Source organism: Desulfuromonas sp. (genome assembly GCF_002868845.1).
Lineage (GTDB): Bacteria > Desulfobacterota > Desulfuromonadia > Desulfuromonadales > BM501 > BM501.
In genome coordinates, this window is the sequence record NZ_PKUB01000048.1 from 142,417 (window position 1) to 155,663 (window position 13,247).

General features: G+C 66.1%; 14 protein-coding genes and 1 pseudogene. 7 read left to right on the forward strand and 8 right to left on the reverse strand.

From position 1 onward, the window contains the following. Positions 1–48: 48 nt before the first annotated feature. Genes C0617_RS15040 through murI form a run of 3 tightly spaced genes read right to left on the reverse strand, consistent with a single transcriptional unit; the run spans position 49 to position 3,967 of the window. On the reverse strand, positions 49–2,457 hold the full coding sequence (locus tag C0617_RS15040; RefSeq protein ID WP_291317855.1) for a homocysteine S-methyltransferase family protein: 2,409 nt from the start codon (positions 2,455–2,457) through the stop codon (positions 49–51). Position 2,458: 1 nt separating this feature from the next. Next, positions 2,459–3,094 (reverse strand): GerMN domain-containing protein, encoded by a 636-nt coding sequence (locus tag C0617_RS15045; RefSeq protein ID WP_291317856.1) that lies wholly within the window; start codon positions 3,092–3,094, stop codon positions 2,459–2,461. A 36-nt stretch (positions 3,095–3,130) separates the two neighbouring features. Further along, a complete protein-coding gene (gene murI / locus C0617_RS15050) occupies positions 3,131–3,967 on the reverse strand; it encodes a glutamate racemase (protein WP_291317857.1) in 837 nt (278 codons plus the stop codon). 187 nt (positions 3,968–4,154) lie between these two features. Here murI and C0617_RS15055 point away from each other — a divergent pair, with 187 nt between their 5' ends. From C0617_RS15055 to C0617_RS15070, 4 genes are read left to right on the forward strand one after another with little or no spacing between them, the layout of a single operon-like run. After that, positions 4,155–4,472, forward strand: a complete 318-nt coding sequence (locus C0617_RS15055; RefSeq protein WP_291317858.1) for a hypothetical protein — start codon at positions 4,155–4,157, stop codon at positions 4,470–4,472. A 31-nt stretch (positions 4,473–4,503) separates the two neighbouring features. After that, positions 4,504–5,490 carry a 2-hydroxyacyl-CoA dehydratase gene (locus C0617_RS15060; RefSeq protein ID WP_363324396.1) on the forward strand — a complete coding sequence of 329 codons (987 nt, stop codon included), beginning with the start codon at positions 4,504–4,506 and terminating at the stop codon, positions 5,488–5,490. Continuing rightward, positions 5,487–6,260 (forward strand): acyl-CoA dehydratase activase, encoded by a 774-nt coding sequence (locus tag C0617_RS15065; protein WP_291317860.1) that lies wholly within the window; start codon positions 5,487–5,489, stop codon positions 6,258–6,260. Before C0617_RS15060 ends, C0617_RS15065 begins: the two co-directional genes overlap by 4 nt. 37 nt (positions 6,261–6,297) lie before the next feature. Further along, complete coding sequence (locus tag C0617_RS15070) at positions 6,298–6,564, forward strand: cytochrome c (RefSeq protein ID WP_291317861.1); 267 nt, start codon at positions 6,298–6,300, stop codon at positions 6,562–6,564. Between the two features lie 279 nt (positions 6,565–6,843). Here C0617_RS15070 and C0617_RS15075 read toward each other — a convergent pair whose 3' ends face one another. The 5 genes and pseudogenes from C0617_RS15075 to C0617_RS15095 form a co-directional block, all read right to left on the reverse strand. Beyond that, a complete protein-coding gene (locus tag C0617_RS15075) occupies positions 6,844–7,866 on the reverse strand; it encodes an energy-coupling factor ABC transporter permease (protein WP_291317862.1) in 1,023 nt (340 codons plus the stop codon). A gap of 115 nt (positions 7,867–7,981) precedes the next feature. Continuing rightward, on the reverse strand, positions 7,982–8,677 hold the full coding sequence (locus C0617_RS15080; protein WP_291317863.1) for an anaerobic ribonucleoside-triphosphate reductase activating protein: 696 nt from the start codon (positions 8,675–8,677) through the stop codon (positions 7,982–7,984). After that, positions 8,678–8,824 carry an anaerobic ribonucleoside-triphosphate reductase gene (nrdD, locus tag C0617_RS15085; RefSeq protein ID WP_291317864.1) on the reverse strand — a complete coding sequence of 49 codons (147 nt, stop codon included), beginning with the start codon at positions 8,822–8,824 and terminating at the stop codon, positions 8,678–8,680. 90 nt (positions 8,825–8,914) lie between these two features. Further along, positions 8,915–9,755, reverse strand: an 841-nt coding sequence (nrdD, locus tag C0617_RS15090) for an anaerobic ribonucleoside-triphosphate reductase (protein ID WP_291317865.1), incomplete at its 5' end; no start/stop codon positions are given. A 1-nt stretch (position 9,756) separates the two neighbouring features. After that, positions 9,757–10,865 (reverse strand): annotated as a pseudogene (locus tag C0617_RS15095) (ribonucleoside triphosphate reductase); the annotation flags it as partial. 251 nt (positions 10,866–11,116) lie between these two features. Here C0617_RS15095 and nikR point away from each other — a divergent pair. The 3 genes from nikR (at position 11,117) to C0617_RS15110 (ending at position 13,190) form a co-directional block, all read left to right on the forward strand. Continuing rightward, on the forward strand, positions 11,117–11,536 hold the full coding sequence (nikR, locus tag C0617_RS15100; protein WP_291317866.1) for a nickel-responsive transcriptional regulator NikR: 420 nt from the start codon (positions 11,117–11,119) through the stop codon (positions 11,534–11,536). Between the two features lie 95 nt (positions 11,537–11,631). After that, positions 11,632–12,444, forward strand: coding sequence for a cobalt ECF transporter T component CbiQ (gene cbiQ / locus C0617_RS15105; RefSeq protein ID WP_291317867.1), 813 nt, complete (start codon positions 11,632–11,634; stop codon positions 12,442–12,444). After that, a complete protein-coding gene (locus C0617_RS15110) occupies positions 12,441–13,190 on the forward strand; it encodes an ABC transporter ATP-binding protein (protein ID WP_291317868.1) in 750 nt (249 codons plus the stop codon). Before cbiQ ends, C0617_RS15110 begins: the two co-directional genes overlap by 4 nt. The last annotated feature ends 57 nt before the right edge of the window (positions 13,191–13,247 follow it).

The window sequence follows — 13,247 nt, forward strand, 5'->3', positions numbered from 1 at the left end:
GAATCAAACTCGCCTATTGTTAGCACAGACCGCTAAACGGTTCAAGACTTAAGGCTTTTTCCCGCCGAGCAATTTCTTGATTTTGGCCACCGCCTCCAGGGCGTCCACGGCGTAGAGGTCGGCGCCGATGGTGTCGGCGTAGTCCTGCGTGACCACGGCGCCGCCGACCATGGTGAAGACCTCGATTCCGGCCGCCCGTAATTCGGCGATGGTTATTTCCATCTGGTTGAGGGTGGTGGTCATGAGGGCGGAGAGGCCGACCGCGTCCACCTCCAGGGCCCTGGCTTGCTCAACGATGCGCTCCGCCGGGACGTTTTTTCCCAGGTCGACGACCTCGAAGCCGTAATTCTCCAGCAGGGTGCAGACGATGTTCTTGCCGATGTCGTGGATGTCCCCCTCGACGGTAGCCATGAGGATCTTGCCCAGGTCGGGCGCGTCCCCTTTGCGCATCTCCGGCTTGAGGCGGGCGAAGGCAGTCTGCATGGTCTCGGCGGAGAGCATGACCTGGGGGAGGAACATCTGCCCGCTTCCGAACCGGCGGCCGACCTCCTCGAGTCCGGGCAGCAGGCCCTCGCTGCTGATCGCCAGGGGGGCGATGCCCTCCGCCAGGGCCTTCTCCACCAGTTGTTCGATGCCCTCCCGGTCACCTTCAAGAACGGCGGCGGCCAGCGCCTCCCGTATTCCCAGGGGCTCCCCCCCGGTACGGGGGGACGCTTCGGGTGGCGGCGCCTGGCCGTAGATTTCCACGTAGGTCTCGGCGCGAAGATCCCGCCCCAGCAGGACCATGGCCGCCCGGTAGGCGTCCATCATCCGCTCGTCCTTGGGGTTGATGATGGCGGCACAGAGGCCCGCCTCCAGGGCCATGGCGAAGAACGCCGAGGAGAGGACCGGGCGCCGGGGCAGGCCGAACGAGATGTTGCTCACCCCCAGAACGGTGGCCAGGCCAAGCTCTTGCCGCACCCGCCGCAGCGCCTCGAGGGTCTGCAACGCCTGGTCCTGCTCGGCGGAGACGGTCAGGGCGAGGCAGTCGATGATCACGTCCTCTTTCGGCAGGCCCGCTTCGCGGGCCGCCTCGAGAATCGTGCGGGCGACCTGCAGGCGTCCCTCGGCGGTCTTGGGGATGCCCTTGCCGTCCAGGGCCAGGCCGATGACAGCGGCGCCGTACTTGCGGGCGAGGGGAAGGACGGCCCGCAGGCTCTTCTGCTCCCCGGAAACGGAATTGATCAGGACCTTGCCGTCGGCCGCCTTGAGTCCCTCCTCCAGGGCCGCCGGATCGGAGGAGTCGAGCACCAGGGGGGCGGCCGTCGCCCCGGAGGCGGCGAAAACGGCCCGGCGCATGGCGGCGGGCTCGTCCACGCCCGGCGCTCCGCAGTTGACGTCGAGCAGGGCCGCCCCGGCGGCGGCCTGCTCCTGGGCCTCGCGGCGGACGTAGGCTGTCTTGCCCTCCCGCAACTCGGCGCTGTAGAGCTTCTTTCCGGTGGGATTGATGCGTTCTCCGATGACGGCGCAGGGCGCCTCGCCCCCGATCGGCACCACTGCGGTGCGGCTGGAGAGAATGCACCGGCGTGGCGGGGCCGTCCAGGAGAGATCTTTCCCCTCGAGGGCCCCGCGAATGGCGCGGATGTGGTCCGGCGTGGTGCCGCAGCAGCCGCCGATGACCCGTACCCCCAGGGCGAGCATCCGGTCGTGGTAGGCGGTCATCTCCTCCGGGGTTCCCGGGAAGACGGTCTGGCCGTCCCGCAGGGCCGGCAGGCCGGCGTTGGCCTGGGAGATCAGGGGGAGGGAGGTCACCGAGCGCATCCTCACCAGCAGTTCATAGATCCCCTCCACGCCGAGGCCGCAGTTGGAGCCCACCAGGTCGATGCCGAGGGCCTCCAGGGTGACCGCCGCGGCTTCGGGCGGAGTTCCCAGCACGGAGCGGCCGCCGTCGTCGAAGGTCATCAGGGCCATGACCGGCAGAGCCGAGAACTCTTTGCAGGCCACCACGGCGGCCCGCAGTTCCCGAATGTCGAGGAAGGTTTCCAGGGTGACCAGGTCCGCGCCGGCCTCGTTGAAGGCCCGGACCTGCTCGCCGAAGATCTCCACCATCTCGTCAAAACCCGCGTCTCCCACCGGCTCAAGGAACCGGCCGGTCGGCCCGACCGAGGCGGCCACGAAGGACGAGTCGCCCGCGGCCTTGCGGGCCAGTTCCACCGAGCGGGCGTTGATCTGCCGCACCCGGTCTTCCAGGCCGTAGTGGGCCAGCTTGACCCGGCTGCCGCCGAAGCTGTTGGTCACCAGGATGTCGGCGCCGGCCTCGCGGTACTCCCGGTGGATCGATTCCACCACCTCGGGAGAGGTGAGGTTCATCTCTTCGGGGCAACCGCCGGCCTTCAGGCCGCGCTCCTGGAGCATGGTACCCATGGCTCCGTCGAGGACGAGAACCTTTTCCCGTATCGCCTGTCGAAAATCAGCCATTCTATTCGTCCCTTTCCGCAGATGCAGCCGGCGTATTCAGCCCCTCTTCGCCGAACCCGGGCGCCCAGCCCTCCGGCGGCCGGCTGAAGTCGAAATCGGCCGGAATGGGGGAGCGCAGATCGACATGCCCCTTGATCGTTTCGACGGCGGCCCCCTCGACCAGGATTTGAACCTGGCGGATGTGGGGGAAGTTGACCGCCAGGGTGTTGGCCAGCCCGTAGGTCGTCAGCAGTTCCGATCCACTTCCTCCGGGATGGGCCGAGATCAGTTCACGGCCGAAGTCGACGGTGGCCGTGCCTTCCTCCACGCTCACTCCCCGCACAATCGCGTGGGAGGGGATCACCGGGACAAGGTCGCCCAGCGGTCCGTCGGCCAGGGCGCGGACGGTGCTGGCGATGCAGTCGGCTTCGTTCGGACAGTCCTCGATTTCCCGGGCCTCGGCCGCCAGGTAGCTGCCGCCGGGGTCGCCGAAGTAGAGGATCACCTCCCGCAGATTCCGGGGCTCTTCCATGGCCGGGGGCGGGGGCGCCGGCGGTGGGGTGGATACCATGAGCCTGCGGCCCATTACGATGCCGAGAACCACCAAGACGGTGATGACGGCCAGCAGGGTCAGGCGATCTTTGGTGAATATTTTCATGGTCTTGGAGTCCCCTTGCACGCTGTGGCGGACGTTTCAGCCCGCGGTTCGGGCATCGGTCGCCGGGGGGAGGGTGTCGTCCAGTTCTACCTGCATCACATCCCGCAGGGGGGCGCCGAGGAAAGAGCCGCCCACCCTTTCGAAGCGGGTCGGGACGTCGGTTACGAAAAGCATAGACGGGTCAGGCGGGGTTCGGCGGCAGAGGCCTCGCCCGGTCAGGAGTTCGGAGACCCGCAGGGCGGTCTGCTCGGCCGAGTCGACCAGTTCGATCCCCTCGCCGAGGACTTGGTGCAGGGTGCTCTTGAGCAGAGGGTAGTGGGTGCAGCCGAGGACCAGGGTGTCGATGTCCCTCTCGAGGAGTGGGGCGAGATATTCGCTGGCGACAAGGCGGGCCACGGGGTGCTCCGCCCACCCTTCTTCGGTCAGGGGGACGAACAGGGGGCAGGCGACGGCGTGGACCTCGATGCCTGGGTCCAGGGCGTGGATGGCTCGGGTGTAGGCTCCGCTCTTGATCGTCCCCTCGGTGCCGATGACCCCGACCCTGCGGTTGCGGGTGACAGCAGCGGCCCGCCGGGCGCCGGGCTCGATGACCCCCACGACGGGAAGGCTGAAGCGTTCCTCCAGTTCATCCAGGGCCACCGCCGAGGCGGTGTTGCAGGCGACCACCAGCAGTTTGACCCGCTGCCGGTCAAGGAATGCGGCGGCCTCCAGGGAGTAGCGCAGGACCGTGCGGGGGCTTTTGGTGCCGTAGGGCACCCGTGCTGTGTCGCCGAGGTAGATGAGTTGCTCGCCGGAAAGAAGGCGCCGGACCTCTTTGAAGACCGTCAGGCCGCCGACTCCCGAGTCGAAAATGCCGATGGCACGCTCTGACATGCAAACTCCCATTTTTCAGGCCTGAAAAGGAATTGATCATACTAGAGAATGTCGGCGGGGGAGTCAAGGACAAGAACCCTTTTGTCCTTTGCCTTTTAATGGAAAACTGTTATGTTGAGAAGATTGTATCGGCCTGCTCGGTAGACGGAGGAGCAAGGGCCGAAATCTTCCGGAGGGGGATTGTCCCATGACCGAGTTTTTCCAGTTGTTCCAGACCGAACGGGTTCTGGGCTACATGCAGCAGTGGCAGATCGGGGACCTGATCCGCAACCCGTGGTTTCTGGGCGGGATGGCCCTGCTGTGCCTGATCTCCCTGCTCCTGAAGTGGCGCATCCTGCTGGCCACGGTCGTCAGCGTTACCGGTTTCGTCGGGCTCGTCTCCTACACCCTCGGGCAGGAGACCAACCTCGAGAGCATGTCCAGCGACACCCTTCTGGTCTTCGTCGGCGGCGGGGTCGCCCTGGTCATGGTGGTCATCTACCTGCTGTTCATCAAGGCGGACTGACCCCCTTACGGCCCTTTCCCCTTTTCTCGCGTTGTCCATGGTCGGTTTTACCACAACCATTCCCATCGAAGTTCTGATCGCCGCCGGCCGCCGGCCGGTGGACCTCAATAATATTTTCATCACCGATCCCGAGCCCGGGCGGCTCATCGAGGAAGCGGAGGTCGCGGGGTTTCCCCGCAACATCTGCGGCTGGATCAAGGGGCTCTACGGGGTCACCCTGAGGCGCGGCATCCGCGAGCTGGTCGCTGTCACCGAGGGGGACTGCTCCAACACCCAGGCGCTGATGGAGGTGCTGAGTCTGCACGGCGTGAAAACCGTCCCCTTCGCTTTCCCCTATGACCGCTCGGCGGCGACCCTTTCCCACGAAATCGACAAGCTGGCCGGCGTTTTCGGCGCCTCCTCCGAGGGTGTCGAGGAGGCCCGGAGGCGCCTGCAGAAGGTGCGCAGCAAGGTCCACGAGGTTGACCGCCTGACCTGGGAGGAGGACCGGGTCACGGGAGAGGAGAACCACTACTACCAGGTCTGCACCTCGGACATGAACGGCGACCCCGACGCTTTCGAGGCCGAGGTTGACGCCTTTCTCGCCGAGGCCCGCCGGCGCCCTCCCATTCAGGATGCTCTGCGCCTGGCCTATATCGGGGTGCCCCCCATTGTCTCCGGCCTCTACGAAGCCCTCGAGTCCCTCGGGGCCCGGGTGGTTTTCAACGAAACCCAGCGCCAGTTCTCCATGCCCTACGCCACCGGGGACCTGGTCGAGCAGTACCGGCGCTACACCTATCCCTACGACATCTTCACTCGCCTGGAGGACATCGAGGAGGAGATCGCCAAGCGGCGGGTGGACGGCGTCGTGCACTACGTGCAGGCTTTTTGCTTTCGCCAGATCGAGGACATGATCGTGCGCCAGCGGTTGGGGGTGCCGGTGTTGACCCTCGAGGGGGACCGGCCCGGTCCCCTCGACGCCCGGACCCGGATCCGCATCGAGGGCTTCGTGGAAATGCTTCGTGCGAGGAAGCCATGACCGGGCTCGGCATCGACCTGGGCAGCCGTCAGGCCAAGTTCGCCGCCCTGGAGGGCGGGGAGGTCCTTTGGCTGCGGGATTTCGAGACCATTCCCTTCTACAAGCGCTTCGCTTCGATGCGCGAGGGGGTGTTGAACCTCGATTTCGCGGCCATGGACCTGTTCGACGGGCCGCCTCCGGCCGCCCTTTCAATCGTCGTGACCGGCTACGGCCGCAACACCCTCGGGCTGGAGGGGGCGCGGGTGGTTCCGGAGATCCAGGCCCATGTGCAGGGGGTCCGGTTTCAGACCGGATTGACCACCTTCACCATGCTCGACCTGGGCGGCCAGGATTCCAAGGTGGCCCGGGTGGAGAACGGCATCCTGATGGACTTCGTCATGAACGACAAGTGCGCCGCTTCCTCCGGCCGCTACCTGGAGAACATGGCCAAGGTCCTCGACCTCTCCCTCGAAGAGCTTTCCCGCCACCACCGCGACCCGGTCCCCCTCGACGCCACCTGCGGCATCTTCGGGGAGAGCGAGCTGATCGGCAAAATCATCGAGGGACACTCCCTGGAGCGGCTCTGCGCCGGGGTCAACAATACCCTTATCAAGCGGGTGGCCCCCATGCTGCACCGTTTTCCCCAGGACACAATCGTCCTTACCGGGGGGGTGGCCAAAAGCGCCGCCTTCCGGGAGCTCCTCCGGGAGTCGACCGGGGCCGGGATCGTCGTCCCGGAGCACCCCCAGCACAACGGCGCCCTCGGCTGCGCGGTCCTGGCCGGGAAATGAGGGGCCGTCCCCGCGACTTCAACGAAAGGTAAAAGGCATGGCATTCAAAAAGCGCGACTGGATCTTTATCGTCCTTGTCCTCGGCGTCTTCGGCACCTTCTACGCCCTGACCGGCGAGGAGAAGACCTCCAAGGTCCCCTACGACGACATCCACGCCAAGTTCTACCCCATCGTCAAGGATGAGGGGAAGAAGGCCGCGGAGAAGTTCTGCAAGGAGTGCCACGGTCCGGACGGAATCGCCTTCTCCGCGGAGCACCCCGACCCGATCCGCTGCCTCTTCTGCCACAAGCTGCTGCCGCGCTGATCCCGGCTGGCATCTTCCAGCCTTCCTGGCCCCCTGACACCCTCCCGCTCATCGGCGCCCCCGCACCGTTTCCCATCGCCTGCCCGAAGCCCCCCCTCGGGGGGCTTTTTTCCCGTTTTTTCCTCGCCAGAGGGCCGGACATGGCCTGCCTGTGGCTCTTGCGTTTTTCCCACTCAGGAAGGGACCGGTCTTTCTCGGCCGCGCGGGGATCCCATTGCAGGGGAACGGTTGTTGTTTCAGGGGAAGGAAAGGGGGCGGGGGGATTCGCCGAAGGCGGGGTCAGGAAGAGGCGGAGCGGCGCCGCAGCAGCAGGCCGGTGCCGACGGCCAGGGCGAGGGTCAGCAGGCCGCCCACGAGGCCGGAAAGGGTGGTGCCTGCATCGACGGCCGGCCAGGCGGCCTCTTCGGGGGGGACGGGTTCCGTTCCCTCGGGGGAGAATCCGTAGCCCGGAAGGAGGGCGACTTGCTCCTGCAGGTGGGCCAGAACGGGGTGAGGCCCCGAAGGCGGGGAGGGGAGCTGGCCGTCTTCGGCCATCTGCGAGATCGACCATTCCAGGCCGTCGGGGCGGGGCGATGCGAACCAGGAAAGGGCCCCGGCGGTCAGCGCCGTCGCCAGGACGAAGCCGACCAGTACCTTGCGGAGCGCGGGACCGCCCTGCCCGGGCGAGGCCGCGAACAGTTCAGGGCGAACCCTGCGGACCCAGGAGACGACCGAGGCGGTGATCACCCCTTCGGTCAGGCCGATGGCCAGGTGGATCGGCAGCATCACCAGGGCGAAACCGGTCAGGGGCAGGGCGGAGATGCCCGAAAGGGAGGTCTGGAGCACCACCCCCAGGGCTCCGGTCTGGGATGCGACCAGGGCCGCAGTCACCGAGGCCGCCCAGAGCCGCCGCGGTGACGGGCGCGCTCCGGCGATGGTGCGGTAGACGAGTGGGTAGGCCACCAGGCACGGGAGCAGGCCGAGGTTGAACAGGTTGCAGCCGAGGGCCAGCAGGCCCCCGTCGGCGAAGAGCAGGGCCTGGACCAGAAGGATCGAGGCGACCACCAGGAAGGCGGCGTGGGGCCCGAGCAGGATCGCCAGCAGCAGGCCGCCGCCCAGGTGTCCGCTCGAGCCGGTGCCCGGGATGGCGAAGTTGATCATCTGGGCGGCGAAGATGAAGGCCCCCAGGACCCCCATCAGGGCAACCCGGCCGTCCTCCGGGGCGGTCTGCGCCCTGCGCGAGCAAAGGGCGAGGGTGCCGGCGGAGGCGGCCCACAGGGCGCCGCCGACGGCGGGCGAGAGAAGGGCGTCGGCCATGTGCATGATGGTGCCTGCTCTGCGGTGTGAAGAATGGTGGAAACGTGTTACGCAAGGAAAGTATAACAGCTACGGCCGCCTGTCAATGCAGTCGCCGCGGCCGGGAGCGCTCGGGAAAGGGCTACAGGCCCCGGAGGGTCACCGTTCTGGCGTATCCCCGCGCCAGCTCGGCGAAGGCCTCGAGGCGTTGCGGAGGGTGGGGGTCGGTCTCGCGCGAGGTCTCGGCGAGGGCATGGCGGGGCTGGAACTGCTGGAGCACCCAGGTCCTCGCTCCGCAGACCAGGGCGCCGATGGCGTCGATGTCCGGCTCCTCGACGAAGCCGGGAACGCAGGTGGTGCGGATTTCGTAGTCCGGGGCCCGTTCCAGGATCAGCCGGGCGCTCTTCTCCAGGGCGGACAGGTCCACCGGGGCGCTGTGCAGTTCCCCGTAGCGCTTCGGGTCGGTCTTCAGGTCGAGGGCCACGAAGTCGACCAGGCCCTCGGTCAGGATCTCTTTCATCACCCGGGGTGCCAGGCCGTTGGTGTCCAGCTTGACCAGCAGGCCCAGCGCCCTGATCTTCCGCAGGAGGGGGATCAGTCCCGCATCGACGGTCGGCTCGCCTCCGGAGATGACCACCCCGTCGATGAAAGAACTCCGCTGCCTCAGTTCCTCCAGCAGGGCCTCCAGGGGGAAGTCGGGATACTGCTTCGGGTCCGTCACCAGGGTGGGGTTGTGGCAGAAGGGGCAGGTCAGGTTGCAGCCGCCGAAGAAGACGAGGGAGGCGATGCGGCCCGGGTAGTCGAGCAGACTGGTCCCTTGGAATCCCTTGACGTGCATCTATCCGGTCTTCTTCTTCGGTCCCACCTCGAATTCCCGGCGGTCCTTGAATTCCTCCTTCTTCCCCTTGTTCCACTGCTGGACGGGGCGGAAGAAGCCGCACACCCGGGAATAGACTTCCGTTTTCGCATCACATTTGGTCGCCATCGATTCCTCCTCGTTCGATTTCAAGATCCAGGGGCAGAGGCCCGGGCTCGAGGTTCGTCTCTTGTTGCCGCTTGGAGCTGAGAGCTGCCTTTACGCCGCCTTCCCCTCGTGATGGTGGGGGCAGGAGAAGTGCTCCCCGGAAATGTATCCGTGTTCCGGGCAGATGGTGAAGGTCGGGCTGATGGTGAAGTAGGGCAGGTGGAAGTTCTCCGCGATGCGCCGCACCAGCAGGCGGGCGCTGCGCCAGTCCTCCAGCCTCTCGCCGAGGAAGCCGTGGAAGACCGTCCCGCCGGTGTACTGGGTTTGCATGGCGTCCTGGTGGGAAAGGGCCTGGAAGATGTCGTCGGTGCTCCCCACCGGAAGCTGGGTGGAGTTGGTGTAGTAGGGCTGGTCGGCGCCTGCGGTGATGATGTCGGGATGCAGCTTGCGGTCCTGCTTGGCGAGGCGGAAGCTGGTCCCCTCCGCCGGTGTGGCTTCGAGGTTGTACAGGTGGCCGGTCTCCTCCTGGAAGGCCTCGAGCTGGTTGCGCATGAACTGCAGGGTCTTCACCGCCAGGACCTTCCCCTCGGGGGTGTCGACCCCCTGGCCGATGAGGTTGAGGCATGCCTCGTTCATGCCGATCAGGCCGATGGTGGAGAAGTGGTTGTTCCAGAAGTTGCCGCTGCGTTCGCGGATGGCCGAGAGGTAGAAGCGGGAGTAGGGGTAGAGGTTGTCCTCGGTAAAGCGCTCGAGCTGCTTGCGCTTGATCTCCAGGGATTCGGAGGCGAGCCGCATCAGCTCGGAGATCTGTGCGAAGAACTCGGTCATGCCTTCGGCCCGGTAGGCCGCCCGTGGCAGGTTGAGGGTGACCACGCCGATGGAGCCGGTCAGGGGGTTGGAGCCGAAAAGGCCGCCGCCGCGGCGGCGCAACTCGCGGTTGTCGAGACGCAGCNGAGTTGATGAAGTTGCTGAAGTAGGGGATGCCGTACTTGGCGGTCATCTCCCAGATCGGCTGGAAGCGGTGGCTGTCCCAGTCGAAGCCGGCGGTGATGTTGTAGGTGGGGATGGGAAAGGAGAAGATCCGTCCCGAGGAGTCCCCCTCCATCATCACTTCGCAGAAGGCGCGGTTGAACAGGTCCATCTCTTCCTGGAACTCGCCGTAGGTCTCGGCCATCAGCTCCCCGCCGCGGATCACCGCCTCGTCCGCCATGTTGCGCGGGCAGGTCATGTCCATGGTGATGTTGGTGAAGGGGGTCTGGAACCCGACCCGCGTCGGGACGTTCATGTTGAAGATGAACTCCTGCAGGCACTGCTTGACCTCGGCGTAGCCGAGCCCCTCGTAGCGGATGAAAGGGGCGAGCAGGGTGTCGAAGTTGGCGAAGGCCTGGGCCCCGGCGGCCTCCCCCTGCAGGGTGTAGAAGAAATTCACCGTCTGGCCGAGGGCGGTGCGGAAGCGCTTGGGCGGGGCGCTCTGGATCTTGCCGTAGGCGCCCGTGAAGCCTTTCAGCAGCAGGTCTTTCAGGTCCCAGCCGCAGCAGTAGACGCTGAGCATGCCCAGGTCGTGAATGTGGAAGTCCCCGTCCCGGTGGGCGTCGGCGACGTAGGAGGGGTAGATCTTGTTGAGCCAGTAGTTGCTGGTGATGTTGGCGGCGACGTGGTTGTTGAGCCCCTGAAGGGAGTAGCCCATGTTGGCGTTTTCGTTGACCCGCCAGTCTTCCTGGGTCAGGTAGGAGTCGATCGCCTCGATCGACGCCTTCATGAATTCCCGGGTCTCGCGCAGGGATTCGTGCTGCTTGCGGTAGAGGATATAGCCCTTGGCGACCTGGGCGTGGCCGTTTTCGATGAGGATCTTCTCGACCAGGTCCTGGACGTTCTCCACCGTCGGAATGCGCTCGTCCTTGTAGATGACCTCCAGAATCCCCACCACTTGGCGGGAGATGTCCGCAGCCTTGTCCATGTCGGTGCCGCCCGCGGCGCGCACCGCCTTCTTGATCGCCTCGTTGATCTTCCCCTCGTCGAAGGGGTCGAGCCGCCCGTCCCGCTTGCGAATAAATTCCAACATTGGCACCGCCCTCCCTGATTAGAATCCAAGATTAGCGTGAATTTAGCACAGTGCCTTTTGGTGTCAAGGCAAAAAGCACAACATCTAGATTAGAATTGGAGGCAGGCGTACAACATGTTGTGAACAACCGGGGGGACAGGCTGTGGACGAAAGGTGGATGCGCTGCCCTCAGGGCCCGCCCGTCTTGACCCTCCGGGGGGAGCGTGCTAAACAGGGAAGGTCTGCACACCCCTCTTCGCTGCGAGGAACCCATGGCCGATCTGGTCCGCTTCGGCATCTCCATAGACGACAGCCTCCTGGAGCGCTTCGACGATCTCATCGCCCGCAAGGGCTACGGCAACCGCTCCGAGGCGATCCGGGATCTGATCCGGGGAGCCCTGGTGGAGGACCAATGGGCTCGGGGCGAGGAGGAGACCGTGGGAACCGTCACCCTGGTCTACGACCACCACACCCGGGACCTGGGAGACAAACTCACCGAACGGCAGCACTCCCACCATGACGCCATCATCTCCGCTCTGCACGTTCACCTCGACCACCACAACTGCATCGAAGTGGTGGTGGTGAAGGGGAAGGCCAGAGAGGTGAAGCGCCTGGCCGACGAGTTGATCGGCACCAAGGGGGTCAAGCACGGCAAATTGGTGACGACTACCACCGGCAGGGACCTGGGCTGACCGGGAGGGTCGGGGAGCTTTTTTTTGTTCCGGGGTAGCACAAAAAAGAAAATGGTAGTACCGGCGCCCCGGTTTCGGCGGGGAGGATGCGGACCATGAGTCAAGTCGCCTCGGCCTATCTGGATATTCGCGCCCTGGAGGCCCTGGCCGGGATGGAGAGCACCGTCCACCGCCTCGACCCCCGGGCCAAGCTGGTGACGACCCTGGTCTTCATCGTCGCGGTGGTCTCCTTCGGCCGCTACGAGATCTCCGCCCTGCTCCCCTTTTTCCTTTTCCCCGCCGCGCTGGTCGGCATGGGGCGACTGCCCCTGAGTGTTCTGAGTCGCAAGCTGCTGCTCGCCGCCCCCTTCGTCCTCCTGGTGGGAATCTTCAACCCGCTGATCGACCGGGAGACCCTCCTTGTCCTGGGACCGCTGGAGGTATCGGGGGGCTGGGTCTCCCTGGCCTCCCTGGCGCTGCGCTTCGTGCTTTCCGTCGGCGCGGTCCTCATCCTGATCGCCACCACCGGCATGCAGGGCATCGCCCTCGCCCTGGGGCGCCTCGGCGCGCCGCGGGTCCTGGTGGTGCAGCTCCTCTTTCTCTACCGCTACCTCTTCGTCCTGGTAGAGGAGGGCAGCCGCCTGGTGAGGGCCCGCGCCCAGCGCTCCTTCGGCAGCCGGGGCCTGGGAATAGGCGTTTTCGCCCATCTGCTGAGGCAGTGGCTCCTGCGCACCCTGGACCGTGCCGGGCGAATCCACCTGGCGATGCTGGGGCGGGGTTTCGACGGCGAGGTCCACCTGCTGCGCAGGCTCCATTTCGGACGCCGGGAGGCCCTCTTTACCCTCGGCTGGTCGGCCGCCTTTTTGGCCTTTCGCCTTGTCAACCTGCCCCGCCTGCTGGGGGGCCTGATCACGGAGGTGATGCGATGAGTTCCCCCACCCTCGCCATCGAGGGCCTGGAATACGCCTATCCCGACGGCACCCGGGCCCTGCTGGGGATCACCTGCAGCATCGCCGCGGGCGAATCGGTAGCCGTGGTCGGCGCCAACGGCGCCGGCAAGTCCACCTTCCTGCTGCACCTCAACGGCTCGCTCATTTCAAAGACGGGCGCGGTGCGCCTCGCCGGGAATCGGGTCACTGCCGGAAACCTGCGCCAGGTCCGGCAGCGGGTTGGGGTGGTTTTCCAGGATCCTGATGACCAGCTCTTCATGCCCTCTGTGGAGGAGGACGTGGCCTTCGGTCCCCTCAACCTTGGCCTTCCCCGGCAGGAGGTGGAATCGCGGGTCCGGGAGGCCCTCGGCAGGGTGGGCGTTCTGCACCTGCGGCAGCGTCCTCCCTACCATCTCTCCGGGGGGGAGAAGCGTGCCGTGGCCATCGCGGCGGTGCTCGCCATGGAGCCCGAGGTTCTTGTGCTCGACGAGCCTGCGGCAGGGCTCGATCCGCAGGCGCGCAAGCGTCTCATCGAGCTGCTGCGGGGCTTCGGGCACACCCGGATCATCGCCACCCACGACCTCGACCTGGCCCTCGATCTCTGCGGGAGGACCCTCGTCATGGACGGTGGGCGCATCCTCGCCGACGGCCCGACGGCGGACCTGCTGCGGGACCCGGAACTGCTCGCCGCGGGGCACCTGGAGAGGCCCCTGCGCCTGCAGGGGTGCCCGGTCTGCGGCGGGTGACCCGGCGGGGGGAAGGAAACATCCTGTGAGCTTTTGACGGATCGGCTTGGCTTCAGA

What these genes read in the sequence shown, in the direction of transcription:
- C0617_RS15080 (WP_291317863.1), bottom strand. Translation starts at nt 8,677, where the DNA reads ATGCACGTCAAGGGATTCCAAGGGACCAGTCTGCTCGACTACCCGGGC.
- C0617_RS15040 (WP_291317855.1), bottom strand. Translation starts at nt 2,457, where the DNA reads ATGGCTGATTTTCGACAGGCGATACGGGAAAAGGTTCTCGTCCTCGAC.
- C0617_RS15055 (WP_291317858.1), top strand. Translation starts at nt 4,155, where the DNA reads ATGACCGAGTTTTTCCAGTTGTTCCAGACCGAACGGGTTCTGGGCTAC.
- cbiQ (WP_291317867.1), top strand. Translation starts at nt 11,632, where the DNA reads ATGAGTCAAGTCGCCTCGGCCTATCTGGATATTCGCGCCCTGGAGGCC.
- nikR (WP_291317866.1), top strand. Translation starts at nt 11,117, where the DNA reads ATGGCCGATCTGGTCCGCTTCGGCATCTCCATAGACGACAGCCTCCTG.
- murI (WP_291317857.1), bottom strand. Translation starts at nt 3,967, where the DNA reads ATGTCAGAGCGTGCCATCGGCATTTTCGACTCGGGAGTCGGCGGCCTG.
- C0617_RS15065 (WP_291317860.1), top strand. Translation starts at nt 5,487, where the DNA reads ATGACCGGGCTCGGCATCGACCTGGGCAGCCGTCAGGCCAAGTTCGCC.
- C0617_RS15075 (WP_291317862.1), bottom strand. Translation starts at nt 7,866, where the DNA reads ATGCACATGGCCGACGCCCTTCTCTCGCCCGCCGTCGGCGGCGCCCTG.
- nrdD (WP_291317864.1), bottom strand. Translation starts at nt 8,824, where the DNA reads ATGGCGACCAAATGTGATGCGAAAACGGAAGTCTATTCCCGGGTGTGC.
- C0617_RS15070 (WP_291317861.1), top strand. Translation starts at nt 6,298, where the DNA reads ATGGCATTCAAAAAGCGCGACTGGATCTTTATCGTCCTTGTCCTCGGC.
- C0617_RS15110 (WP_291317868.1), top strand. Translation starts at nt 12,441, where the DNA reads ATGAGTTCCCCCACCCTCGCCATCGAGGGCCTGGAATACGCCTATCCC.
- C0617_RS15045 (WP_291317856.1), bottom strand. Translation starts at nt 3,094, where the DNA reads ATGAAAATATTCACCAAAGATCGCCTGACCCTGCTGGCCGTCATCACC.